Source organism: Sphingomonas sp. CCH15-F11 (genome assembly GCF_001557005.1).
Lineage (GTDB): Bacteria > Pseudomonadota > Alphaproteobacteria > Sphingomonadales > Sphingomonadaceae > Sphingomonas.
The window spans coordinates 26,040-49,426 of sequence record NZ_LSKG01000005.1 but is presented as its reverse complement, the minus strand read 5'-3'; the positions used below and the strand labels follow the sequence as shown (position 1 = coordinate 49,426).

18 protein-coding genes and 2 tRNA genes are annotated in these 23,387 nt (G+C 67.2%); 7 read left to right on the top strand and 13 right to left on the bottom strand.

Translation table 11 applies throughout. The features are described 5' to 3' along the window. Positions 1-59 precede the first annotated feature (59 nt). Both obgE and AX709_RS00680 read right to left on the bottom strand, forming a co-directional pair. Positions 60-1,109 (bottom strand): GTPase ObgE, encoded by a 1,050-nt coding sequence (obgE, locus tag AX709_RS00685; protein WP_066545676.1) that lies wholly within the window; start codon positions 1,107-1,109, stop codon positions 60-62. Between the two features lie 135 nt (positions 1,110-1,244). Further along, positions 1,245-1,838: a TetR/AcrR family transcriptional regulator gene (locus AX709_RS00680; protein WP_066482500.1), complete on the bottom strand. Its 594-nt coding sequence runs from the start codon at positions 1,836-1,838 to the stop codon at positions 1,245-1,247. 55 nt (positions 1,839-1,893) lie between these two features. Between AX709_RS00680 and AX709_RS00675 the strand changes: the two genes are divergently transcribed. Next, the gene (locus AX709_RS00675; RefSeq protein WP_066482495.1) at positions 1,894-2,760 is read left to right on the top strand and encodes a metal-dependent hydrolase; all 867 of its coding nucleotides are present in this window, start codon (positions 1,894-1,896) and stop codon (positions 2,758-2,760) included. Positions 2,761-3,038: 278 nt separating this feature from the next. Here the strand turns inward: AX709_RS00675 and AX709_RS00670 are convergent, their stop codons facing one another. The 3 genes from AX709_RS00670 to rplU all read right to left on the bottom strand — a co-directional run bounded on the left by AX709_RS00670 (position 3,039) and on the right by rplU (position 4,428). After that, positions 3,039-3,575, bottom strand: a complete 537-nt coding sequence (locus AX709_RS00670) for a GNAT family N-acetyltransferase (RefSeq protein WP_066545674.1) — start codon at positions 3,573-3,575, stop codon at positions 3,039-3,041. A 180-nt stretch (positions 3,576-3,755) separates the two neighbouring features. Continuing rightward, the gene (gene rpmA, locus AX709_RS00665; RefSeq protein WP_066482492.1) at positions 3,756-4,025 is read right to left on the bottom strand and encodes a 50S ribosomal protein L27; all 270 of its coding nucleotides are present in this window, start codon (positions 4,023-4,025) and stop codon (positions 3,756-3,758) included. Positions 4,026-4,053: 28 nt separating this feature from the next. Beyond that, positions 4,054-4,428: a 50S ribosomal protein L21 gene (gene rplU / locus AX709_RS00660; protein ID WP_066482490.1), complete on the bottom strand. Its 375-nt coding sequence runs from the start codon at positions 4,426-4,428 to the stop codon at positions 4,054-4,056. A gap of 350 nt (positions 4,429-4,778) precedes the next feature. On the opposite strand from rplU, the gene AX709_RS00655 reads away from it, so the two are divergent. Further along, on the top strand, positions 4,779-7,337 hold the full coding sequence (locus AX709_RS00655) for a TonB-dependent receptor plug domain-containing protein (RefSeq protein WP_082731559.1): 2,559 nt from the start codon (positions 4,779-4,781) through the stop codon (positions 7,335-7,337). A 95-nt stretch (positions 7,338-7,432) separates the two neighbouring features. Then, positions 7,433-7,508 (top strand) — tRNA-Glu (locus tag AX709_RS00650). Between the two features lie 23 nt (positions 7,509-7,531). Here the strand turns inward: AX709_RS00650 and hspQ are convergent. Next, positions 7,532-7,903: a heat shock protein HspQ gene (gene hspQ, locus AX709_RS00645; RefSeq protein WP_066482486.1), complete on the bottom strand. Its 372-nt coding sequence runs from the start codon at positions 7,901-7,903 to the stop codon at positions 7,532-7,534. A gap of 134 nt (positions 7,904-8,037) precedes the next feature. On the opposite strand from hspQ, the gene AX709_RS00640 reads away from it, so the two are divergent. After that, positions 8,038-8,127, top strand: a tRNA-Ser gene (locus tag AX709_RS00640). 28 nt (positions 8,128-8,155) lie between these two features. Here the strand turns inward: AX709_RS00640 and AX709_RS00635 are convergent. Then, positions 8,156-9,298 (bottom strand): SDR family oxidoreductase, encoded by a 1,143-nt coding sequence (locus AX709_RS00635; protein WP_066545667.1) that lies wholly within the window; start codon positions 9,296-9,298, stop codon positions 8,156-8,158. A 153-nt stretch (positions 9,299-9,451) separates the two neighbouring features. Then, the gene (locus AX709_RS00630) at positions 9,452-12,376 is read right to left on the bottom strand and encodes a TonB-dependent receptor plug domain-containing protein (RefSeq protein WP_066545727.1); all 2,925 of its coding nucleotides are present in this window, start codon (positions 12,374-12,376) and stop codon (positions 9,452-9,454) included. A 526-nt stretch (positions 12,377-12,902) separates the two neighbouring features. Between AX709_RS00630 and AX709_RS00625 the strand changes: the two genes are divergently transcribed. Both AX709_RS00625 and AX709_RS00620 read left to right on the top strand, forming a co-directional pair. Continuing rightward, complete coding sequence (locus tag AX709_RS00625; RefSeq protein ID WP_082731558.1) at positions 12,903-15,314, top strand: penicillin acylase family protein; 2,412 nt, start codon at positions 12,903-12,905, stop codon at positions 15,312-15,314. After that, entirely contained in the window at positions 15,311-16,921 is a 1,611-nt protein-coding gene (locus tag AX709_RS00620) for an N-acyl-D-amino-acid deacylase family protein (protein WP_066545665.1), read from the top strand. Before AX709_RS00625 ends, AX709_RS00620 begins: the two co-directional genes overlap by 4 nt. 90 nt (positions 16,922-17,011) lie before the next feature. Here AX709_RS00620 and dinB read toward each other — a convergent pair whose 3' ends face one another. From dinB to AX709_RS00595, 5 genes are all read right to left on the bottom strand, one after another. Continuing rightward, positions 17,012-18,097, bottom strand: a complete 1,086-nt coding sequence (dinB, locus tag AX709_RS00615) for a DNA polymerase IV (RefSeq protein WP_269450297.1) — start codon at positions 18,095-18,097, stop codon at positions 17,012-17,014. Positions 18,098-18,347: 250 nt separating this feature from the next. Beyond that, on the bottom strand, positions 18,348-19,760 hold the full coding sequence (locus tag AX709_RS00610; RefSeq protein WP_066545662.1) for an efflux transporter outer membrane subunit: 1,413 nt from the start codon (positions 19,758-19,760) through the stop codon (positions 18,348-18,350). Further along, complete coding sequence (locus tag AX709_RS00605; protein WP_066545659.1) at positions 19,757-20,737, bottom strand: efflux RND transporter periplasmic adaptor subunit; 981 nt, start codon at positions 20,735-20,737, stop codon at positions 19,757-19,759. The genes AX709_RS00610 and AX709_RS00605 overlap by 4 nt, the downstream gene beginning before the upstream one ends. A gap of 4 nt (positions 20,738-20,741) precedes the next feature. After that, positions 20,742-21,452, bottom strand: coding sequence for an ABC transporter ATP-binding protein (locus AX709_RS00600; protein WP_066482475.1), 711 nt, complete (start codon positions 21,450-21,452; stop codon positions 20,742-20,744). Next, positions 21,449-22,588: an ABC transporter permease gene (locus tag AX709_RS00595; RefSeq protein ID WP_066545656.1), complete on the bottom strand. Its 1,140-nt coding sequence runs from the start codon at positions 22,586-22,588 to the stop codon at positions 21,449-21,451. The genes AX709_RS00600 and AX709_RS00595 overlap by 4 nt, the downstream gene beginning before the upstream one ends. A gap of 126 nt (positions 22,589-22,714) precedes the next feature. Between AX709_RS00595 and AX709_RS00590 the strand changes: the two genes are divergently transcribed. Beyond that, entirely contained in the window at positions 22,715-23,365 is a 651-nt protein-coding gene (locus AX709_RS00590; RefSeq protein WP_066545654.1) for a TetR/AcrR family transcriptional regulator, read from the top strand. Positions 23,366-23,387: the final 22 nt, after the last annotated feature.

Here is a 23,387-nt window from a genome sequence, read left to right as displayed (position 1 = left end):
ACCTTGCTCGACGACGCTCGAAACGAACGGAATTTTGGTAATGATGGGGCGGTGCCGCTTTAGACCGGCGACCACTCGATGGCGTCTTCGCCCTCGTCATCCTCAGCAACCTTGCCCGGTTCGGGGCCGATGATCTCGAGCAGTTTGTCGAGCACCCAGTCGACGCCGGTGCCGCTGACCCCGGAAATCGGGATGACTTCGCCGCCGCTCGCTTCTTCCAGCTCGGCGGACAGTGCGGCGATTAGTTCGTCGTCGAGCGTGTCGATCTTGTTGAGCGCGACCACCACCGGCTTGTCGACCAGGCCCTCGCCGTAATTCTCCAGCTCGTCACGGACGATGCGATAGCTTTCCGCCACGCTTTCGTCATTGGCGTCGACGAGGTGGAGCAGCACCCGGCAGCGTTCGATATGCCCGAGGAACCGGTCGCCGATGCCGGCACCCTCGGCGGCACCCTCGATCAGGCCGGGAATGTCGGCGATGACGAATTCCGATCCCTTGTGCCGCACCACGCCCAGCTGGGGCCGGGTCGTGGTGAACGCATATTCGCCGACCTTGGCCTGGGCGTTGGTCACCTGGTTGATGAAGGTCGATTTGCCGGCATTGGGCAGGCCGACCAGTCCCGCATCGGCCAGCAGCTTGAGCCGCAGCCACACCCACGCTTCCTCGCTCGGCCAGCCGGTACCGTGCTGGCGCGGCGCGCGGTTGGTGCTGGTCTTGTAGCTCGCATTGCCGCGGCCGCCATCGCCGCCGCGCAGGAACACGATGCGCTCGCCCACCCGGGTCAGGTCGGCCAGCAGCGTGCGATCCTCGTCATCGGCCAGGATCTGCGTACCCACCGGCACCTTGATGACCAGATCGTTGCCGCCCGCGCCGGTCTTGTTCGATCCCGATCCGCCCTTGCCGCGCGGGGCGCGGAAATGCTGGGTGTAGCGAAAGTCGATCAGCGTGTTGAGGCCCGCCACCGCTTCGAACACAATGTCGCCGCCCTTGCCGCCGTCGCCGCCGTCGGGGCCGCCATATTCGATGAATTTCTCACGGCGGAAGCTCACCGCGCCGGGGCCGCCCGCGCCGGACCTCACGAAAATCTTGGCTTGATCGAGGAAATGCATGGGCGGGCGTGTAAACCGTTGCCGCGTTTGGCGATAGGGGCCACGGCGTCGTCCCGGCGGAGGCCGGGACCTCTGTGAAATCCGGGCACACCGTAATTGGCCAGAGGCCCCGGCCTTCGCCGGGGCGACGTAGGCTTAGACCTGATGATCCGGATGTCGCGAGCGCATCAGTGCGACGGCCGCCAGCTCGCGCGCCTTTTCGCGCGGCAGGCCGAGCGCGCGCGCCATCGGGCCGCCGAGCAGCGCGTCGCCCAGCGCCATCAGCACAAGCTGCAACGTCTCCTCATGGATCGAATGCTGCTCGGCGAAATGGGAATCGGCGGCGAGCTCGTCGACCAGCCGGTGGATCGCCTCCAGGATCGGATCGAGCGCGTCCTCGTTGCCCGAGAGAATCATCCAGCTCGCGAGTGCGCCCGCCCCCTCGCGGTCGAACGCGTCGAAGGTCAGGTCGACCACTTCGCGCGGATCGTGATCGCCCTCCCGCGCCTTCATCGCCGCCGCGCCGATCCGCGTCGTGATCGTGTCGGCGAGGTGCGCGATCAGCGCCTTTTGCAGCCCCGACGCCGAGCCGAAATGATGAAGGAGATTGGCATGGGTGCGCCCGATCCGCGATGCCACCGCTTTCAGTGTCACGGCCTGCGGTCCCATTTCGATCAGCAGCGTGCGCGCAGCATCGAGCGCGGCGTCACGGGATTCCTCGGGCGTGAGACGGCGGCGGGCTATTGACATCAGTGTAAGTAATGGCCAGATATTGCGGGTATCGGATTAGTGAAGGAAAAGCGTGATGAACGCAAAGACTCCGGCAGACCTGGAAATCCGTCCGCGCGACCGGCGCTTTGGGCGCAATACGAACGTCCGCCGGTGGTGGCATGGCGACGACCCCGTCGCCACCGCGTTCTACAACGCGCTGTCGGTCACCTTTCCCAAGGGCGAGGGCTTTTTCATCGACAGCGTGCGCAAGTTCCGCGACGGCACACCGCCCCGGCTTGAGCGCGAGATCAATGCGTTCGTGAAGCAGGAGGTTATCCACACCCGCGAGCATGTCGCGTTCAACCGCCACGTCACCGACCAGGGTTATGACGTGTCGCGTCTCGAAGCGCGGGTCGACCGCGAGCTGGCGATCACCAAGGGGCGCCCGCCGATCGCCAATCTCGCCGCGACGATGGCGCTCGAACATTTCACCGCGATCATCGCGCACCAGCTGATCGCCAATCCCCGCCATCTCGCAGGCGCCGACCCGGAAGCCGCCGCGCTGTGGCGCTGGCACGCGATCGAGGAGATCGAGCACAAGGGCGTGGCCTATGACACCTGGTTGCACGCGACCCGAGACTGGCCGCGCTTCCGCCGCTGGTGGGTCAAGTCGTTGGTGATGGTGATGGCGACGATCAAGTTTTTTCGCGGCCGTACCGAGGGCATGCTCGACCTGCTCGCGCAGGACGGTCTGACTGGTGCAGGCGTCAAATGGCGGGTGTTCCGCTATGCCTTTGGCCGCCCCGGCATGGCGCGCAAGGTGCTGGGCGCATGGTTCGCCTATTTCATGCCGGGCTTCCACCCGTGGAACCATGACGACCGCAAGCTGATCGCGCTGGCCGACAGCGACTATGAAGCCGCGCGGCTTGGGCAGCCGACGCCGGAGCTGGCGGCGGCATAGAGGTTGACCGGGACTGGCGATTGTCCGGAAACCCAGCCACTCTTTCCTCGTCACCCCGGCCTCGTGCCGGGGTCCACCGCGCAACCCGCACTGGCGGATCATCGTCGCGCTCCCCTTGCCCCGCGCCTTGGCTCGGTACCGACTGGCGTGCGACGGGGCCTTGCGGCACGGTGGACCCCTGCACAGGGCCGGGGTGACGATAAGGTCAGCCGGCAGCTATATGGGGTCGCTTGACCCGCGCGATCCGCTTGGGCGTCGGGCGGACCTCATGAGCCGCCTCACGCCGCCATTCGCGCATCATCCTCGTCACTGAGCGCCAGCGCATATTCGGCGCACGGCACCTCCGCATCGCGGCCGCGCGAATAGCGCATTGCTGTGCCGGTGGGCACGAACCCCAGCTTGCGCAGCACCGCGCCCGATGCCGGGTTGTCGAGATGATGGCCGCCCTGCAATCGTGGCACCCGCAGCGTGCGCGCGATGTCGATCACTGCACGGCCCGCCTCGGTCGCATAGCCGAGCCCCCAGGCGCTTGGCGTCAGCCAATAGCCGATTTCATGCGGACGATCGTCATAGGGACCGAAGCCGATGCCGCCGACCAGGCGGGGGCAGGGGCCTTCATGCGCGAGGATCACGAAGCTGGCCTCGCAGGTCCGCCGCGGCTGGCGGAGGAACGCCTCCGCGTCCGCGAGCCCATAGGGCCAGGGTGCACGGCCCAGGTTGCGGATCACTTCCCAATGCGCGATCGCCTGGGCCAGCTCGGGCGCGTCCTCGATCCAGCCGGGACGCAGCGTCAATCTGCGGGTACGCACGAACATCGGCACTCTCCTCTTTTGCGCCGTGCCATGCCCCCCGCGGATGACGGGGATGCGACACGAACGGGTTGAGGGAGCAAGAAAAAAGGGAGCCAGGCCGCGACCCGTCTCCCTTGTGCGTTGTCCCCGCCTTGACGCGGGGACCGGGTCGCCCTGGTGGACAACCCGGTTGGTTGCCCGATGTTATTCGGCGGCTTCCGCCATCATTTCTACCGACGCGAACTTGCGGCCCAGTCGGCCCTCATGGAAGGCGACGCGGCCGTCGGTCAGCGCGAACAGGGTGTGGTCCTTGCCCATGCCGACATTGGTGCCCGGATAGAATTTGGTGCCGCGCTGGCGCACGATGATGTTGCCGGCGACGACTTCCTGTCCGCCGAACTTCTTCACGCCAAGACGGCGGCCTGCCGAATCGCGACCGTTGCGCGACGAGCCGCCTGCTTTCTTATGTGCCATTGCCTATACTCCTCGTCTCGCTTGGGTTTCAGGCCTGGGCCGCCGGGGCTTCCGCCTCGACCGGGGCCGCATCCGCCTTCTTGGCCTTCGCCGCCTTCTTCTTCGCTTCGCCGATCGCGACGATCTTCAGGATCGTGTGCTGCTGGCGATGGCCGTTCTTGCGGCGGTAATTGTGGCGGCGGCGCTTCTTGAAGACGATGACCTTCTCGCCCTTCGCCTGCGCGATGATTTCCGCCGAGACCGTCAGGCCGGCGACCGGCTTCAGTTCGCTGCCTTCACCCGCGAGCAGGACGTCGCCCAGCGTGACCGTGGCGCCGGCATCGCCGTCGAGCTTCTCGACGACGATCTTGTCACCCTCGGCAACGCGATACTGCTTGCCGCCCGTGCGTACGACTGCGAACATGATCCTGAAACTCTCTTTATGTCGTGCGATTGAATTGTGCACAGCTCCGCACGAGCCCGGCATGCCCGGCTCCGCGAAACGGAACGCGCCAGCTAGGTCAGACCGCGCGCGAAGTCAACCGTTGATCTGGACGTCGCGCGGACGCGTCCTGCAAATTTCCGGATCGGGCGCCACAGTCGCCGCGCCCGTGCCGCCGCCCGACTCGCACGGCGTCACTGTTGCATTGCAGCAACGGTAAGATTGTTTCTTGGGCGCGCGATCCGGTTTCACTTTTATTACGTGAATCGATTGCGCAAGTTGCTGTCGGGAACGGTCGGAGGTCCCGGCCAAAATCTTTCAAGGGGAATCACATGCGCCGTCTTGCGATCGCTTGCCTTGCCGTTTCGACAGCGATGACTGCCGCGACCAGCGCGTTCGCGCAGGAGGCGGAAGCACCCACTGATGAAATTATCGTCACCGGCAGCCGCGCGGCCCAGCGTACCAGCACCGACAGCCCGGTCGCCATCGACGTCATCAGCGGCGAAAGCCTGAAAAGCTCGGGCGCGACCGAAACCAACCGCGTGCTCAACCAGCTCGTCCCGTCGTTCAATTTCCCCCAGCCGTCGCTGACCGACGGCACCGATTCGCTGCGGCCCGCCACGTTGCGCGGCCTGTCGCCCGATCAGGTGCTGGTGCTGGTCAACGGCAAGCGTCGCCATTCTGCGGCACTGCTCAACCTCAACGGTTCGGTCGGGCGTGGGTCGTCGGCAGTCGATCTCAACCAGCTTCCGCCGATCGCCATTGAGCGGATCGAAGTGCTGCGCGACGGTGCAGCGTCACAATATGGGTCGGACGCGATCGCCGGCGTCATCAACCTTCAGCTCAGCCGCGCCACCGGCGTTCGCGGCTCGGTCACCTACGGCAAGTACATCACGACCATGGACGGGGTGCGCGATTATGACGGCGTGCTGACCGGGCCGAACGGATTGCCCCAGGTGGTCACCGCGGGCGGCGGCACCAACGACATCCTGGCACTCAATTTCACCGACGAGCGCGATCGGAATGACGGCGACACGGTGACGATCGCCACCAATATCGGCGTGCCGGTCGGGCCGGGCGGCTACCTCAACGTCACCGCGCAGTTCCGCGACCGCGACCGCACCCAGCGTTCGGGCGCCGACCCGCGCCGGCAATATCCGACGATCGGCGACCCGCGCGAGCTGACCTTCGATCGCTTCAATCACGGCTTCGGCGACGGCCAGGCCGAAGATTTCAACTTCGTGGTCAATACCGGCTACGAGCTGGGCGCGTTCGAGCTTTACGCGTTCGGCACCTACGGCATCCGCGACGGCACCGGCGCCGGCTTCTTCCGCCGGCCGAACGACGCGCGCAACCGCGACTTCGCGGCGTCGACGACCAGTTTCGTCCCCTTCTATCCCGACGGTTTCCTGCCGCTGATCGCGAGCGAGATCGAGGACGTTTCGGGCGCGATCGGCATCCGCGGCGATGTCGGCGGGTTCAAGGCCGACCTGTCGGTCATCTATGGCTCGGACGAGCTCAATTACCGGGTCGAGAACAGCTTCAACACCTCGCTCGGCGGACTGGTCAGCCCGCGTGCGTTCGATGCCGGCGGGCTGGCGGCGGGCCAGACGGTGATCAACCTTGATCTGTCGCGCACGCTCGACACCGACCTGTTCGAGCGCTTCGGCATCGCGCTCGGTGCCGAATATCGCAACGAGAATTTCAAGATCCGCCAGGGCGAGCTCGCCAGCTATGTCAACGGGCCGTTCGTCGCCAACGGCGCGGCGGGCGGGGCCCAGGTGTTTCCGGGCTTCCAGCCGACCAACGCGGTCGATGCGACCCGTGACAGCTGGGCGGTCTATGCCGAAGCCGATTTCGACCCGATCACCGACCTGACCTTCCAGCTCGCGGCGCGCTACGAAAATTATTCGGATTTCGGCGATACCTTCAACCTGAAGGCAGCCGGGCGGTGGGAAGTCGTTCCCGGCGTCGCCATTCGCGGGTCCGCCTCGACCGGCTTCCGCGCGCCGAGCCTGTCCCAGCAATTCTTCACCGCCACCTCGACCAATAATGTCCAGGGCTTGGGCCTGATCGAAGTCGGCACGTTCCCGGTGGCCAGCCCGGTTGCGCGGGCGCTGGGCGCGCAACCCCTCGACGCGGAAAAGTCGCTCAATCTCGGCGGCGGCCTCGTGCTCGATCCATTCACCGGCTTCACGCTGACCGTCGACTATTACAACATCCGCATTCGCGACCGGGTGACGCTGACCGAAAATCTCACTGGCGCGGCCGTGGTCGCGTTGTTGCAATCGGCCGGCATCAACAACGTCACCTCCGCGCGCTTCTTCGTGAACGGCGTCGATACGCGCACCCAGGGCATCGACGTGGTTGCGACCTACCGTCTGCCCGAATTCGGGCTCGGCGATTTCCGCCTGACTGCAGGGTACAACTATAACGACACCAAGATCATCGATCGCGCGGTGTTGCCGTCATTGCCGGGGCTGCTGCTCTTCGGTCGGGTCGAATCCTTTCGCCTGACCGACGGCCAGCCGACCAACAAGCTCAACCTCTCGCTCGACTGGAGCCTGGGCCCGGTCAATGCGGTCATCCGCGCCAACCGCTTCGGCGAGGTGTTCACCGCGGGCGCCGGAGCGATCACCGTTGGCAAGGGGGATGCGCCCGCCGATTTCACGCTGACGCCGAAATGGCTGACCGACCTCCAGGTGACGCTGAAGGTGCATGAGGGCGTGCGCTTCACGGTCGGCGCGGACAATGTGTTCGATGTCTATCCCGACCGTCTGCCGGAACGCGCGCCGTTTACCGCCAACAGCTTCTTCCTGCCCTATTCCAGCCTCTCGCCCTTCGGCTTCAACGGCCGGTTCCTCTATTCGCGCCTCGATTTCGAATTCTGATCGCGACTGCCCCGGCCGGGTCGTGCGATCCGCCGGGGCAGGGGAGGTGCTTGACAAAGCGCGGTGGCACGGCCAACTCGCCGCCTCTGCACGACGGCCCCTTCGTCTAGCGGTCCAGGACGTCGCCCTCTCACGGCGAAAACACGGGTTCGAGTCCCGTAGGGGTCACCAGCCGGCGCAGCCGCCGCGCGCGATCAGTGGCGATGCAGGCGTTTCAGCCGATAACGCCCATTGGCATAATCGTCGAACAGGCCATGGATGGCGGGGTGGTCGACCGGCTCGTCGCTGTCGTCGGTCACCAGGTTCTGCTGGCTGACATAGGCGACATAGCTCGATTCCGCGTTCTCGGCGAGGATATGGTAGAAGGGCTGATCCTTGCGCGGGCGGATATCCTCGGGAATCGACTGATACCATTCCTCGGTATTGCCGAACACGGGATCGACATCGAAAATCACGCCGCGGAAATCGAACATCCGGTGGCGCACGACATCGCCGATCGCGAACCGGGCGTGCGTGATGGGTGGGACCGGCGCGGCGGAGTCGGCGTGGGAATGTTCCTGGACCATATGTGCAATGTAGGCTTTGGCGACGATGACACAAGCATCACGCTTGCCTGCCCCTGACCTTTCGGTTATGCGCCGCCGCTCGATCGACCGGCGCGTGGTTCGTTTACGACGGAATGCGCGGAATTCCTCGCTGCGGAGAGGTGCCAGAGTGGTCGATTGGGACGGTCTCGAAAACCGTTGTGCCTTTACGGGTACCGTGGGTTCGAATCCCACCCTCTCCGCCACTTCTCTCGTGAAAACGGGTCGGCCTGACTAGGCCGCCGGGACAGCGTCCGGGATCGTCATTTCATCGGCGATGCGTGCGTCGAACGATGCCGAGCTGTCGGTTCCGTCCGGCTGGTGCGCACCCGGCACGGCCCGCTCCGCGGCCGGCGTGCGCGCGCCGGGCCGTGTGGGGCGGAGCATGATCCACGCGAGCGCGCCGGCCGCGCCGATCGCGGCGGCCGCGGTCAGCATCGGACGCAACTGCGCCTCGAGCGCAAGGCTGGTCTTGCGCACGAAAATATCCTGGTTCGATCGCTCGCGCCCATCCTTGCGGGGCTCGAACAGGTTGTCGCGGGTGCCGTCCTCGGGCGGCTGGTCGATCGACTGGCCGCGTTCGGTCATGAAGCGCTCGGTGAACCAGTCCGCGCCCGCGGGGAACAGGTTGCCGCCCAGCGTCAGCAGAAATCCCTGGCCCCCCACGACCAGTTCCCGTCGCGGCGTCGTCGCGGCGTGGCAGATCGCCTTGGCGACCAGCTCGGGGTCATAGACGACGGGCGGAATGCGGGCTGGCCGGTCCATCTTGTTGCGCGCATGCTCGGGGTAGGGCGTGTCGATGCCATGCGGCTTGATCAGCGTGATCGACACCGGCAGGCCATCGGCGCCCACCTCGGTGCGTAGCGCCTCTGTAAAGCCCAGCACCGCATGCTTCATGGCCGAATAGGCACCCTGCACCGGCACTGCCCGCTCGGACAAGACCGATCCGACGTTGATCAATGCGCCGCCCCGCGCCTTCAGCCGGTCGACCGCAAACAGGGATGCGCGGACCACGCCGAAATAGCCGACGTCGAAGACGCGGCGCTGCTCGTCGATCGTCGTATCGTCAAGCCGGGCGTAGATTGCGGTCGCGGCGTTATTCACCCAGGTGTCGAAGCCGCCGAACTCGGCATCGGCGATGGCGGCGATCTGTTGTGGCGCATCGTCGTCGGCCATGTCGACCGCGACCCAGGCCGCCTTGCCACCAGACAGGGCGATCCCCTCGACGATCTCACGCAGCGCGTCGCCGTTGCGCGCGGCGAGCACCACGCGTGCCCCGGCGCGCGCGGCACGACGTGCCGTGGCCAGGCCGATGCCCGATGAGGCGCCGGTGATGACGATCGTCTGGTCGGCGATCGGCTTGAGGGCGATGGGCATGGCAATCCTTTCCGCGCGGGGCTGTTCACCCTTCAACGCGGCGGGGAGGCCATGTTTCCCCGGGCTCTTCGCGCCGGGCGTGATGGGCACGCTTGGACGCGCTTGGTCCGACGGGGCGGCGGGGTGCCGGGTCAGGCCCCCCGCCGCACGACGTTACTTGGTCTGCAGTCGGATACCCACGCGGAACGCGCGGCCGAGCAGGTCGGAATAGGTCGTATTGGCCGACAGGCCGCCCTCGGGCAGCAGCAGCGGCGCGCGGTCGAACAGATTGGTGATGTTCAGGAAGACCTGGCCATCGCCCTGATTGTTGATGTTGAGTTTCGCGGTCAGGTTGAGGTCGACGTAGAACAGGCCGGAGACGCTGTTGTCGTCGATCGTCGGGAATTGCGAGACGATCGCCGCCGGCCGCCCGGTTGGGCAGGTGGTCTGGCATTCGATGAAGTTGTTGGAGATGGTCCCCGAACTCACGCCGCGGGCGGTGCCGGTGATCGTGTAGCTCGGGGTGTCGAGGACCGCGTTGAAGCGGAAGATCCACTCGGGCAGACCGCCGCCGCCATTCGCCCCGACCGTGTCGACCGGGATGCTGACGCCGCTGTCGGTGATATTGTCGATATACCGGGTGGCCAGGCCGCGCAGCGTGAACGTGCCTTCGCTGTTGGCGAAGAAGGTGTCGAGCGGGATGCGGTAGCTCGCATCGATGTCGATACCGCGATTGGTGATGCTGGCAAAGTTGAACGGGCTGGCGCGGAAGAACAGCTCGCGGTCGCCGGTCGGGTCGGGGCCGAAGGCGGCGCAGAATTCCTGGCGGCCCTCGAAACAGCGGTTGATGATGTCCTGGGCAAAGAACTGGCCGATCGCGCCCTCGAGCTCGATCAGATACGCGTCGATCGAAGCCGAAAAGCCGGGCAGGAAGCGGGGGGTGAAGATCACGCCGACGCTGGTCGTATCCGCGATTTCGGGATCGAGGTTGAGGTTGCCCGTCGTCGTTTCGCGGAACGTCACGCCGACGCGGTCGGGTTCGGGAAAGGGATCGGTCAGCGTGTTGGTCCGCGACGTACCCGCCTGGAACAGTTCGTTCAGGTTGGGGGCGCGGATGTCGCGCGACCGGGTAACGCGGAAGCGCAGATCCTCGATCGGCTGCCAGGTCGTGCCGACTTTCCATGTCGTGACATAGCCGGACGTGGAATAGTCGGTCGCGCGCACCGCGCCGTTGAACTCGACGCCGCCGCCCAGCGGCACGACGGTTTCGAAATAGGCTTCCTTCACGTCATAGTCGCCGAAGGTCGGCAGGAAGTTGCCGACCGACCAGCCGGTCTGGAACTCGGTGGGCACGAAGCCCGACACTTCCTCGCGCCGATACTCGCCGCCGACCGCGATGCTGACATCGCCGGCCCAGGTCGCGAACGGCGTGAAGGACAGGTTCACCCCGGCGACGGTCTGCTGCAGCTTCTGTTCGCGATAGGGGTCGCCGAGCACATAGTCGATCGCCGCCTGGCTCGTGACGTTGATGCCGAGCCGGTTGAGCGGCACGCAGCCATTGGTCGGGGCCGTCAGCGTCGATCGGCACACGATTGTCCCCGCGGCGATGCCGGCGGCATTTCCGGCAGGCGCGAACACCGCATCGGTCGCCAAGGCGATGCGATTGGTGTTCATGATGCTGCGAAGCTGTTCGCGCGTGTTGGTCTCGCCATATTGGGCATAGGCGCTCCACACCGCGCGCTTGCCGAACATCTCGAAATCGCCGCCGCCGCCGATCGTATAGCGTTGGACGTCGCGCTGGTTGTTGTTGCGCCGGACGGGAAGGTCGACCGCGGTGGTGCCGATCGTCACCGACGTGATGCCGGCCAGGCGCGCCGGACCCAGCGTGTTGATCAGGAACGCGTTGTCCGACCGAAGCGTCACGGCGGTCGAAAGCTGCGGCCCAGCGTTGAAGTCCGATTCCTGCCAGTTATAGGCGGCCTCGGCATAGACTTCCGCCCAGGGCGCGACCTCGTAGCTCACCCGGCCAAAGATGCCGCGGCGGTCATCGGCGGCGTCCAGCCCGATGTTGCGGCTGTTGTCGGCAAGCTGCCAGTCGCCCCCCTGGGTCAGGGTCGGCGCGCCCGCGCTGCCCAGCGCGGGCGAATTGAGCGCGCCATATTGGAACTGGTTCACCGACCCGCCCTGGCCGAAATAAATTCCGCGCAGACGGTTGGCCACACCCCCCGCCGAATTGTTGATGATGCCGCCGGGCAGGGCGTTGGCCGTGCCCGCGCCGGAAACCACCAGATTCTGGGGCAGGCCGTTGGTGTTGGTAAAGGCCGGGTTGGGGATGGTGCGGAAGCCGAACTGGTTCCAGTCACGATCGACCTGGAAAATGCCGTCGCGCTTGGCGAGCTCGGCGCTCACCAGCACGTGGCCGCGCCCGCCGGCGAACTTCAGGCCGCCTGCAACGCTGAACGAATAGTTGAACCCGTCGCCCTCGCCGGTGATGCCGCTGTCGATCGCGACCTTCAGCCCTTCATAATTCTTGTCGAGCACGAAATTGACCACGCCCGCGACCGCGTCGGAGCCATAGGCCGCGGAGGCGCCGCCCGTGACGATCTCGACGCTCTGGACCAGCGCCTGGGGAAAGGTGTTGATGTCGACGAGGCCGGTGACGCTCGATCCCGGCGAACGGCGGCCGTCGAGCAGTACCAGCGTGCGGATTTCACCCAGCGCGCGCAGGTTGAGCGCGTTGATGCCCGCCAGGCCCGAACTGATCGCCAGGCGGGAATTGGCGGGGCGCAGGCTGCCCGCGACCGATGGGATCTGGTTGACGAAATCGGCGATATTGTTGGTCGGCGACTGGTTCTGGATGTCCTGCTGGGTCAGCACGGTCAGCGGGGTCGGTGCCTGAAAGCCGTCGCGGATGACGCGGGTGCCTGTGACGACGATATCGTCACGCGACTGTGCGTCATCCTCCTGTTCCGCGGGGGCGGGGTCGCTGGTCTGGGCGATCGCCGTCGCAGGAGCCAGGGCGACGAGCGCCATCGCGGTGATGCTGGCATGCAGGGCGTAGCGCCCCGGGCGGCGGCGAAGCTGGACGGTCGCTTGCATCTTCATTCCCCTTAAAATTCCTGAGACGGTATCGGGCGGCGCGCGTGCCGGATACCGAGCCGCAATGTCGCTGCGCCTGTTGGCGTCACGCGTGACGAACCGGTTCCGGTTCGTCGTGCTCGATCGTCATGAAAGCGATGCGGGGTGACTGCCGCCCTTGAGTCCCGCCGCGACGTCGCGGCGGATCGCGGTGAAGCCGATATCTGGTCGCCCCGGCAATTTCCCATTCGACGCATGGCCTCCCCCAAGTGCCGGATCGTGCCGGTCGGCAAGGAAGCACGTCAAGCATTGCCGGTTTTCTTTGCGTTACATCCACCATAACCAAAGGCAATGGAAGGTTTCGGCTTACTGCGGTTTGGCACGCAGGCCGCGCAGATGGACCATAGCTTTCCGGCATGCCCGGGCCAACGCTTACCATATGACCTGCCGTCGGGTTGCGATAGCTTTGGGGTCGATACGCTTGGGCATGGGCCCGCCGGTGACGGTACGGGCCACGAACACGGGGCCAGAGCAGGGGGAAGCCCGGATGAAATTGAATCGCCGCATCTTTCTTGGCGGGACCGCGCTCGTCCTCACCACGGCCGCAGCCGCGCGCGCGATGCAGACCAATGGGGTGCGCGTGAAGCTTCCCGAGCGGCGGCGGCAGGTTGCGGGGATCGCCGGGCAAATCGAGATCATCGACGACCGTTTCGGCGTGCCGCACATCCGCGCAACGACGAAGGCCGACGCGTTTTTCGGCCAAGGCTATACGGTGGCCCGCGACCGCCTGTTCCAGCTCGACCTTGGCCATCGCCGCGCCATGGGGCGGCTGGCGGAGGCATTCGGCCCGGCTTTCGTCGCGAACGATCACGCCGAACGCCTGTTTCATTATCGCGGTGACCTGGATGCCGAACTGGCCAAGGTGCCGGCCGAGGTGCTGGCGTGCGCGCGCGGCTATGTGGCGGGCGTCAATGCGCGGATCGACGAGGTCATCGCCGACCCCGATCTGCTTCCGGCCGAATATCGCATCCTCGGTGCGCGCCCGATGAAATGGGACGTGCGCGATCTGGTGCTTCAGCGCGGCGCCTCGATCGGCAACATCGACGACGAAATCCGGCGCGCCCGGCTGGCCGCGCTCGGGATGCTGGAACTCGACACGCTGGTCGCGCCGCTCCGTCCGGCGTGGCGGCTTCGTGTGCCCGACGGGCTGGATGTCGCGTCGATTTCCGAACGCGACCTCGGCGTCCTCGTGACCGCGGAGGGCGCGCTGCCCTTCGGCGCGACACCCAGCCCGGTGCGCGATCCGGACGCGCCATCCGCGGGCCCGGACAATGCCGGATCGAACGCCTGGACGGTGGGCCCAGGGCGCAGCGCGACCGGGCGGCCGATCCTGGCCAACGACCCGCATCTGGGCATCGGCGGCTTCGCGCCGCGCCACGTTGCGCATTTGACCGCCCCGGGACTGGACGTGATCGGCGGCGGCTCCCCCGGGCTGCCCGGCATCATGCAGGGGCACACCGACCGCTTCGCGTTCGGGCGGACCAATTCGCACAACGACCAGAACGACCTGTTCATCCTCGAACTCGATCCGGCCGATCCCGAACGCTATCGCCACGCCGGCGGCTGGAAGCGGTTCGCGACCGTCGAGGAAACCATCGCGGTCAAGGACGCGCCGGCGCAGACGATCCGCATGCGCTATTCGGTGCATGGACCCGTGCTGCGCCACGATGCCGCCGCGCGCCGCGCCACCGCCATGTCGAGCGTGACGATGATGCCCGGCGCGATGGGCGGCTTCGCCATGATCGCGATCAACCTGGCGCGCGACTGGGAGGATTTGAAACAGGCGTTCCGGCTGCACCCGTCGCCGACCAATTTCCATTATGCCGACATCGACGGCAATCATGGCTGGCAGGTGATCGGCATGGCCCCGCTGCGCAAGGGCGGACATGACGGCCTGCTGCCCGCCCCCGGCGACGGGCGCTATGACTGGACGGGGCGCATCGGCGCGGAGGCACTGCCGCGCGAATATAATCCCGCACGGGGCTGGTTCGCATCCGCCAACCAGGACAACATCCCGCCCGACTATCCGATGCGCGAACGTCCGCTCGCCTTCTCCTTCCGCGAACCCTATCGCTATGAGCGTATCGTCGAGGTGCTGGAGGCCCAGCCCCGGCACGGCATCGCCGACAGCGCGGCGTTGCAGCAGGACGTGCTGTCGACGCCCGCGCGCCAGCTCGTCGCGCTGATCCCCGCGAAGGTGAGCGACGCTGCCGCTCCGGCCGCCGCGATGCTGCGCGGCTGGGATGGCCAGCTTGGCGCGGGCAGTGCCGCGGCCGCGCTGTTCCGCATCCTGTGGGCGGACCTTGGCACGCGCATTCTCGACACGGTCGTGCCGCCGGCCGCGCGCGAGCTGGTGCCGTCGATCGCGGCGGGCGAGCTGATCCGGGTGATGCGCGACGCGGATCCCCGGCTGGGCGCGAACCCGGCGGCGGTGCGCGACCGCCTGTTCGACCAGGCGCTGGCGTCCGCATGGGCGGAGGCGGTCAAGCTGATGGGACCGGACCCCGCGACGTGGCGCTGGGGCAAACTGCATCAGGTGCGCATCGCGCATCCCTTGGCCCGCATTCCCGCCATCGCGGCGGCATTTCCGCCGATCGAGGGCGGGGAGTCGGGCGGCGACAACTACACGGTCAACGCTCGCTGGGTGCCGTCGCGCGGCTATCGGACCTCGGGCGGGGCGAGCTACCTTCAGGTGATCGATGTCGGCAACTGGGACGACAGCCTCTACCTCAACCTGCCCGGTCAGTCGGCGGACCCCGCATCGCCGCATTATCGCGATCATTACTCACCATGGATCACCGGGCAGATGCAGAAGCTGCCGTTCAGCCGCAATGCGGTCGAAAAGGCCGCGCAGGCGCGTACGACGCTGATGCCACGGAACAAGGAACCGGCGGAATGAAGCGCAATCGGATCTGGGCATTGGTGCTGCTGGCGGCCGCCAGCGGGTGCGCCACGGTGCCGCCGAGCCCGCAGGCGACCGCAGACGTCGTCATTCGCGGCGGCACCATCTATGACGGCGGTACCGGGTCGCCGGTGGTCGGCGATGTCGAGCTGACCGGCGACCGGATCACTTATGTCGGTCCGTCGCGCGGAACACCCGGCAAGCAGGTGATCGACGCCGCCGGCCGCATCGTCGCGCCGGGTTTCATCGACCCGCACACCCACCCCGACAGCTATATCCGTGCCGACGATCCCGTCGGGCGCCAGAACCTGCCCTGGCTGGCGCAGGGCGTGACGACGATCATCCACGGCGTCGACGGCGGCGGCACCCCGGATGTCGCGGCCGATGCGGCGCGGCTGGAGGCCGCAGGGGTCGGCACCAACGTCGCTGCGTTCGTCGGCTTCGGCGCGGTGCGCGCGCAGGTGCTGGGCCAAGTCGATCGCGCGCCGACGCCCGCCGAACTGGCGGAGGAGCGCGCGTTGGTCGCTGCCGCGATGTGCCAGGGTGCGCTCGGCTTCTCGACCGGGCTGTTCTATGCGCCGCAAAGCTTTGCGGCGACCGATGAAGTCATCGCGCTTGCCCGCGAAGCCGCGTCGCGCGGCGGCCTTTATGACACCCATCAGCGCGATGAATCGAGCTACACCGTCGGCCTGATCGCATCGGTGCGCGAGGCGATCCGTATCGGCCGCGAGGCCGGGCTGCCGGTGCATTTCGCGCACCTGAAGGCGCTGGGCGTCGACGTGCATGGCCAGGCGCCGCAACTGATCGCGGAGATCGAGGCGGCACGGCGCAGCGGCATCGACGTGACGGCGGATCAGTATCCGTGGAATGCATCGGGCTCCAGCCTCGACGCTGCGCTCGTGCCGCGCTGGGCGGTCGATGGGGGCTATCGCGCAATGATCGCCCGGTTCGATGCGCCGGCGACGTTGGCGCGGATCAAGGCGGAGATGGCTGAGAATCTGCGCCGGCGCGGCGGGGCCGCCAGCTTGTTGCTGACCAGCGCCGGGCATCCATGGACCGGGCAGACGCTGGAGCAGATGGCGACGCAGTGGCGCGTCGACCCGATCGATGCCGCGATCCGGATCCTGCGCGTGGCCAGTGCCGACGGCGATCGCGCGGCGGGTACCGGCGTCGCGTCGTTCAACATGATCGACGCCGATATCGACCTGATCATGCGTCAGCCCTGGGTGGTCAGCGGATCGGACGGGTCGAACGGCCATCCGCGCCAATACGCGACCTATCCGCGGCTCTATGCCGAATATGTCCGCAAGCGGGGCGTGATTGATCTGGCCACCATGATCCGCCGGTCGAGCGGCGCGGTCGCCGACATCTATCGCATCGCCGAACGCGGCTATCTGCGCCCCGGCTATTTCGCCGACGTCGCCGTGATCGACCCCGATCGCTACGCGCCGCGCGCCGACTATGTGAATCCGCGTGTGCCGGCGGTCGGCGTCGACGCGCTGTTCGTCAACGGTGTGCTGGCCCTGGCGCGTGACCAGGCGACCGGCGCGCGGGCGGGCAGGGCGTTGCTGCGCCCGCGGCCGGCCGGGTGTGGGGCGAGGTAGGGAGCACGTTTCTCGACTTCGCTCGAAACGAACGGATTCATTTTCACGCTTCTCCGCGTTTCCGTTCGTTTCGAGCGAAGTCGAGAAACATTACATTAACGGCAATTCCGGCGCGATCGGGTCGGCCGCCACCTCGCCCCGAGACAGGTTGGACAGCGTCAGCCCCAGCAGCCGCACCGGCTTCGGCACCGGCAACACGCTGGCCAGCAGGTCACGGCCGACCGCCACGAACTCGGCTTCGTCTCGCACCGGCCGGTCGAGCGAGCGGGCACGCGTGATGATGCGGAAATCCTGATATTTGACCTTCAGCGTGACGGTGCGGCCGGCGACATCGTCCTTGCCCGCGATCCGTCGCCATACCGTTGCGCCGATGCGGTCGAGCTCTTCGCCGAGCGCGCGGGGGTCGGACAGGTCGGTGGCGAAGGTGTCCTCCGCGCCGATCGACTTGCGTTCGCGGTCGGCGCGCACCTGGCGGTGACAGATGCCGCGCGCGAGATCATGGTAGTAGCGCGCGCTGCTGCCGAAATGCCGTTCGAGAAAGCTCATCTCCACCCCGCGCAGGTCGAGCCCGGTGTGGATGCCCAGCCGCGCCATGCGCTCCGCCGTCTTCGGGCCGACGCCGTGAAAGCGTTTGACCGGCAACCCCGCGACGAAATCGAGCGCGCGGTCGGGTGTGATCACGCACAGCCCGTCGGGCTTGTTCTGGTCGGATGCCAGCTTGGCGAGAAACTTGTTGTAGGAGACGCCGGCGGACGCGGTCAGCCCGGTGTCGGCGCGGATGCGGGCCCGGATTTCACGCGCGATCGGGGTGGCAAGCCCGATACCCTTCAGGTCGTGGGTCACGTCCAGATAGGCTTCGTCGAGGCTCAGCGGTTCGACATGCGGGGTATAGTCGAGGAAGATCGCGCGGATCTGTTCGCTGACTGCGCGATAGGCGTCGAAGCGCTGCTTGACGAAGATCAGGTCCGGGCACAGCCGCCGCGCGGTGACCGACGGCATGGCCGAGCGCACGCCAAAGCGCCGCGCCTCGTAACTGGCCGCCGCGACCACCCCGCGCGTGCCGCCACCCACCGCGACCGGCAGGCCGCGCAACGCGGGATCGTCACGCTGTTCGACCGACGCGAAGAAGGCGTCCATGTCGACATGGATGATCTTGCGGATCGGCGCTTCGTTCACGCTGTGTTCTATAGCGCGGTTCGTGGGGGTTGGGGAGGGGGGTGCCGAGAATGTCCTTCGATACACGCCTTCGGCTTCGGCAAAGCCGAAGTATATCCTGAGCGACGCCGCAGGCGGCGTCAAAGGGCTCAGTCGCTGTTCAGGATGAGCGGTCTGGAAAATCTTTCCACCATAAGCCCAACACCGCTCATCCTGAGTAGCCGCTGAGCTTGTCGAAGCGGCGTATCGAAGGACGTGCGCAACCGCCCCCTCATCCCTCGCCGCCAACCGCCCGATACAGCGCCACCCGTGCGCGCGCGACTTCCGCCTGGGCGGTGATCGCCGACTGGCGCGAGGCGTAGCTGGTGCGTTCGGCGTCGAGGACGGTGAGGAAGGTATCGAGGCCGCGGCGATAGCGTTCGCGTGCCAGCTGCGCGGCGTCACGGTCGAGTTCGGCCTGGCGCGACAGGGCGCCCGCCCGTTTCGCGGCTGCGTCGAGCGCGCCGAGCGCGGCTTCGGTTTCGCCCAGCGCGGTGAAGAGCGCGCGGCGATAGGTGGCGAACGCTTCGCGCGCTTCCGCCTCGCGCTGGTCGATCCGCGCGCCGATGCGGCCGAAATCGAGCAGCGGCCCAGCGATCGACCCGCCGAGCGAGCCGGTGATCGCCTCCTCGCTGAACAGGTCGCCGAACGCCAGCGCGAGCAGGCCGATGCTGCCGGTGATGCTGAACGTCGGGAAGCGCTCGGCCGCGGCGGCTGCGATATCGGCATCGGCAGCGGCGAGGCGGCGTTCGGCTGCCGCGACGTCGGGACGGCGACGCAAGAGGACGGACGGCACTTCGAGCGTCGGCAGGCCGGGGGTGATCGCCGGCACCGGCTGCGCCGGCTCAAGCGCCGCCAGCACCGTATCGGCGGGCGCGCCGGTCAGCGTGACCAATCGGCCGATGATCGCGGCACGCTCGCCCGCGATCGCGTCGAGCCGCGATTGCGCTTCGGCGGCGAGCGACTGGGCGCGAACCAGGTCGAATCCGGGGACGATGCCCGCCCGGGCGCGCACGCCCGTCACTTCCGCCAGCGCATCCGCACTCGCCAGATCGTCGCGGACCAGCGCCGTGCGCCCGGCGAGATCGCGATAATCGAGCACCGCGCGGGCAATATCGGTGGCGAGCGCGAGCCGCACCGCCGCGGCATCCGCCGTTGCCGCGTCGAGCCGCGCGGCGGCCGCGCGCTGTCCGGCGCGCAGTCGCCCGAACAGGTCGATGTCCCAGCTGGCATCGGCGGACGCGCTGAAATTGCTGACATAGCGCTGGATCTCGATGCCGTCGGGCAGGCCGGCGAACTGAGCGGCGCTGATTCGCCGCCGCGATCCATCGCCGCCAGCCGTGATGTTGGGCAAGCGTTCCGCGCCCGCGCCGCGCAGCCCCGCGCGGGCGGCATCGATCCGCGCCACCGCGATCGCCAGCTCCGGCGCGTCCGCCATCGCGCGAGCATTCAGCGCGATAAAGGCCGGGTCCTGGCTGGGCAGCAGATCGGGCAGCGTGCCGCTCGCGCTGGCCTGGCGATCGAGCAGCGCGAAGGCATCGGGCAGGGCAATGCTGCTGGGCGCCGGCGGCCGTTCGACCGGGGCGCAGGCGGCGAGCGCCAGCGCGGTCGCGGAGAGGCCGCTCAACAGGTGCCGGCGGCTCATTTCGCGGCACTCGCCCGGCGCGCGGGGACGAACGCGTCGACCTGCTGCCCGACGAACAGCTGATGCCCCTCGGCCGGCAGCGCATAGATCAGCTGGAGCACGCGGATGTCGACCCGCTCGGTCGATGCGTTGGTCAGCGACCGCTTGGGAATGACCAGCGGCTCGGCACGCACGAAGCTGGCCTGGATGCGGCTCGTGGCGTTGCCGCGCGGGCTGATGATCGCGCCGCGTTCGAGCGCGACCTTGTCGATCTCATTCTCGTCGATGTCGACGCGGACGTGCAACGGGCGGGTAACCCCCAGCGTCATCAGCGGCTCGGCCGAATTGCCCGGCGCCGGCCCGGCGGTCGCATATTGCCCTTCGCGCGTGCGGACCTGCAGCACCTCGGCTGCGCGCGGCGCCCGGACGGTCAGCCGCGCGAGCGTGACGCGCGCGGACTCGAGCTGCGCCTCCGCCTCGCGCACTTCGGCGAGCGCCACGGCGAGCCGCGCCTCCGCGTCCTCGACCACGCCCTGACGATCGATGACCTCCTGGCGCGACACCGCGCGTTCGTCGGTGACGGAGCTGTAGAGCGCGAGCTGGCGGCGCGCGACGTTCAGCGTCGTGCGCGCTGCCCCGACGCTGCGGCGCAGGCGCTCGAGGCGCGCTTCCGCCTCGTTCACCGCGGCACGGGCGTCGCGGCTGTCGATCGAGAAAAGCGGCTGACCCGCCGCGACCTGATCGCCGGCCTGGACATAGACCCGGTCGACCACGCCGGGGATGAAGGCCCCCACTTCGATCAGCTCGCTTGACGGTTCGACGACGCCCGAGCCCGCCACGCTGCCGCCGCGCTGGGTGGCAGGGGCCTGGGCCGGGGTCTCGACCGGCTGGGTCATGCCGCGATCGGGCTGGCTGCGTGCCACCAGGATCGCGGCGACGATGATGCCGACGATCGCGACGACGGGCAGGATTTGACGCGAAAAGCTGAGTTTTGCCATGGTCTTATCCGTGATCCTTCGGCATTTCCTTGCCGTCATGGGTGATGCGGCCGTCCTCCATCGCCAGGATGCGGTCGGCGAGATCGAAGACGCGGTTGTCGTGGGTGACGATGATGACCGCGCGGTCCTGGGCCAGCGCAACCTCGCGCAGCAGGTCCATGACGCGGCGGCCCGAACGCGCATCGAGCGCCGCGGTCGGCTCGTCGCAGACGACGAGGCGCGGCGAATGGATGAGCGCGCGGCCGATCGCGACGCGCTGTTGCTGGCCCCCCGACAGCTGGCGCGGCAGCTTGTCGGCCTGGTTGCCGATGTTGAGCTTGTCGAGCAGGTCGCGCGCGCGCTCGATCGCCTCCTTGCGCGGTACGCCGGAGGCGATCAGCGGGACGGCGGCATTGGCGGCGGCGCTGATCGACGGAATCAGGTTGTACTGCTGAAAGATGAAGCCGATCGTGCTCAGCCGGAACTTGACCAGCTGCGTGTCGGTCAGCCGATAGATGTCGGTGCCGAACACGTTCACCTGCCCCTCGGTCGGATAGAGGATGCCCGCGATGATCGAGATCAGCGTCGTCTTGCCCGATCCGGATTCGCCGACCAGATAGGTCAGCTCGCCCGACTTCACGTCGACGCTGATGTCGTGCAGCACCCGAATCCTGTCGTCGCCGACCGGGAAATCCTTGGCGACGTGCTCGACGCGAATGGCAATGTCCGCGCTCACCGGAACACCTCCGCCGGTTCGGTCTTCAACACCTGGCGCAGCGCCAGGAAGCCGGTGAGCAGGATCATCACCACCACCGTGCCCGCGGCGATCAAGGGGATCTGATAGGGGGTGTAAAAGCCCTTGAACGTGTCTGAATTGGTCGCGCCGGAGACGACGAACATTACCGCCATGATCAGGCCCAGCCCATAGCCGATCAGCGCGACCAGCGCCGACTGCGCGGCGACCATCAGCCGGATCTTGCCGTTGGTCACCCCGATCGCCTTCAGCGCGCCGAACTGCTTGATGTTGTCGCGGATGAACAGGCTGAAGGTCAGGCCGACGATGGCGATGCCGACGATGACGCCAAGCGCGACGGTGATGCCGAAATTGATCGGAATGCCGGTGTTCTGGATGATGTAATCGATGCCGTCGCGGGCGAACTGGTCGGACGTGCGGGCGCGCAACCCGGTTTCGCGCTGGATGCGCGCGGCGACGGTGGCGGGTGCTTCGCCATTGACGGCGCGCACCAGCACGAACGACAGCCGGTTGCGCGTGCCGGGCAGGAAATTCAGCGCATTGGAATAGCGGGTGTAGAGGATGACGGTCGAGGTGAAGGCCGGGTTGGCATCAACGATGCCCCGGACCACCGCGCGCTGATCGTTCAGCTCGAGCCGGACGTTCATCGCGGCCTCGTCCGACGCGAAAAGCTTGCGCCCGCCAACCCCGTCGATGAACACGGCATCGGGCTCGAACAGCGATTCGCGCGTGCCGCGCAGCATCGTGCGCGGCAGGCCGACCAGCGTCGAATCGTCGACGCCGATCACCGACACGGGCTCCAGATCGCCTTCGGGCGTGCGCACATTGGCCCCGGAGCGGATCATCGGCGTGGCCCAGGCGACCCCGCGCACGCCGCGCACGCGCTGCAGGTCGGTAGATGGCATCGGCAACGTGACGTCGGGCGTCCGCCCGGCCGGGTCCATCACCCAGATGTTCGCGGTCGACACCTCATGCACCGCCGCCGCGCCGCGCAGCAGCAGGTTGACGAAGATCGTCAATTGCTGGGTGATCAGCAGCGTCGAGAAGGCGACGCCGAACACCAGGCCAATGAACTTGACCCGGTCCCCCGTGAGCATCCGGATCGCGATCCAGATCATGGCGACTTTTTCCCCGTTCGCGCGTATAGCGACTCAAAGCTGTACGCTCGCGTTCACATACCCCACAATTAGTGAACGTCAACGTATTGTTTTTTTCGAAACGAAAACGGAGCATGATCCGAGGCAATGGCCGCAGTAGTCGACAAGCCGGGCGAGGGGAAACGAAGCGGGGCGGGACGGCCGCGCGATCCGGCCAAGCATCATGCAATCATCGCCGCCGCGCTGGCGACGTTTCTCGAACGCGGCTTCAACGCCGCGACGATCGAACATATCGCCGCCCGCGCCGGGGTGTCGAAGGTCACGATCTACAATCGCTTCACCGACAAGGAGACGCTGTTCGAACATGTCGTCAAGGCGCGCACCGACGAGATCGAGGCCGCGATCCTGGCCGACACCCCGCGCAAGGGCGACTTTGAAGGGCTGCTCAACGCCTTTGGCCGCAATCTCCTGGGCTTTCTGTTCGACTCCGCGCATGTCGCGCTCGACCGGATGCTGCCGCAGGAAATCGCGCATCTCCCCACGCTGGCATCGCGCTTTTTCGACGCGGGCCCCGGCCAGTGTCGCGAGCGACTGGCGAGTGTGCTGCGCAAGGCAAGGGAGGCGGGGCTCGTGGAAATCGACGATGCCGCGCGCGCGGCAGAGGACCTGATGGCGCTGTGGAAGGGCTTTGCCGATGTCGAATTGAAGTTCGGGGTGCGCGACCGGATGAGCAAGGCCGAAATCGAGGCGCGCGTCCGGCATGGAACCGCGCTATTCCTGCGCGCGTATCGACCCTGAGTTTCGCTGCAACGGAGGATGC

Bases quoted from the DNA above. Each gene is read 5' to 3' on its own strand.
- AX709_RS00590 (WP_066545654.1), top strand. From the start codon at position 22,715: ATGGCCGCAGTAGTCGACAAGCCGGGCGAGGGGAAACGAAGCGGGGCG.
- rplU (WP_066482490.1), bottom strand. From the start codon at position 4,428: ATGTTCGCAGTCGTACGCACGGGCGGCAAGCAGTATCGCGTTGCCGAG.
- AX709_RS00630 (WP_066545727.1), bottom strand. From the start codon at position 12,376: ATGCAAGCGACCGTCCAGCTTCGCCGCCGCCCGGGGCGCTACGCCCTG.
- AX709_RS00620 (WP_066545665.1), top strand. From the start codon at position 15,311: ATGAAGCGCAATCGGATCTGGGCATTGGTGCTGCTGGCGGCCGCCAGC.
- AX709_RS00610 (WP_066545662.1), bottom strand. From the start codon at position 19,760: ATGAGCCGCCGGCACCTGTTGAGCGGCCTCTCCGCGACCGCGCTGGCG.
- AX709_RS00605 (WP_066545659.1), bottom strand. From the start codon at position 20,737: ATGGCAAAACTCAGCTTTTCGCGTCAAATCCTGCCCGTCGTCGCGATC.
- hspQ (WP_066482486.1), bottom strand. From the start codon at position 7,903: ATGGTCCAGGAACATTCCCACGCCGACTCCGCCGCGCCGGTCCCACCC.
- AX709_RS00635 (WP_066545667.1), bottom strand. From the start codon at position 9,298: ATGCCCATCGCCCTCAAGCCGATCGCCGACCAGACGATCGTCATCACC.
- AX709_RS00655 (WP_082731559.1), top strand. From the start codon at position 4,779: ATGCGCCGTCTTGCGATCGCTTGCCTTGCCGTTTCGACAGCGATGACT.
- obgE (WP_066545676.1), bottom strand. From the start codon at position 1,109: ATGCATTTCCTCGATCAAGCCAAGATTTTCGTGAGGTCCGGCGCGGGC.
- AX709_RS00680 (WP_066482500.1), bottom strand. From the start codon at position 1,838: ATGTCAATAGCCCGCCGCCGTCTCACGCCCGAGGAATCCCGTGACGCC.
- AX709_RS00675 (WP_066482495.1), top strand. From the start codon at position 1,894: ATGAACGCAAAGACTCCGGCAGACCTGGAAATCCGTCCGCGCGACCGG.
- AX709_RS00625 (WP_082731558.1), top strand. From the start codon at position 12,903: ATGAAATTGAATCGCCGCATCTTTCTTGGCGGGACCGCGCTCGTCCTC.
- rpmA (WP_066482492.1), bottom strand. From the start codon at position 4,025: ATGGCACATAAGAAAGCAGGCGGCTCGTCGCGCAACGGTCGCGATTCG.
- AX709_RS00670 (WP_066545674.1), bottom strand. From the start codon at position 3,575: ATGTTCGTGCGTACCCGCAGATTGACGCTGCGTCCCGGCTGGATCGAG.
- AX709_RS00595 (WP_066545656.1), bottom strand. From the start codon at position 22,588: ATGATCTGGATCGCGATCCGGATGCTCACGGGGGACCGGGTCAAGTTC.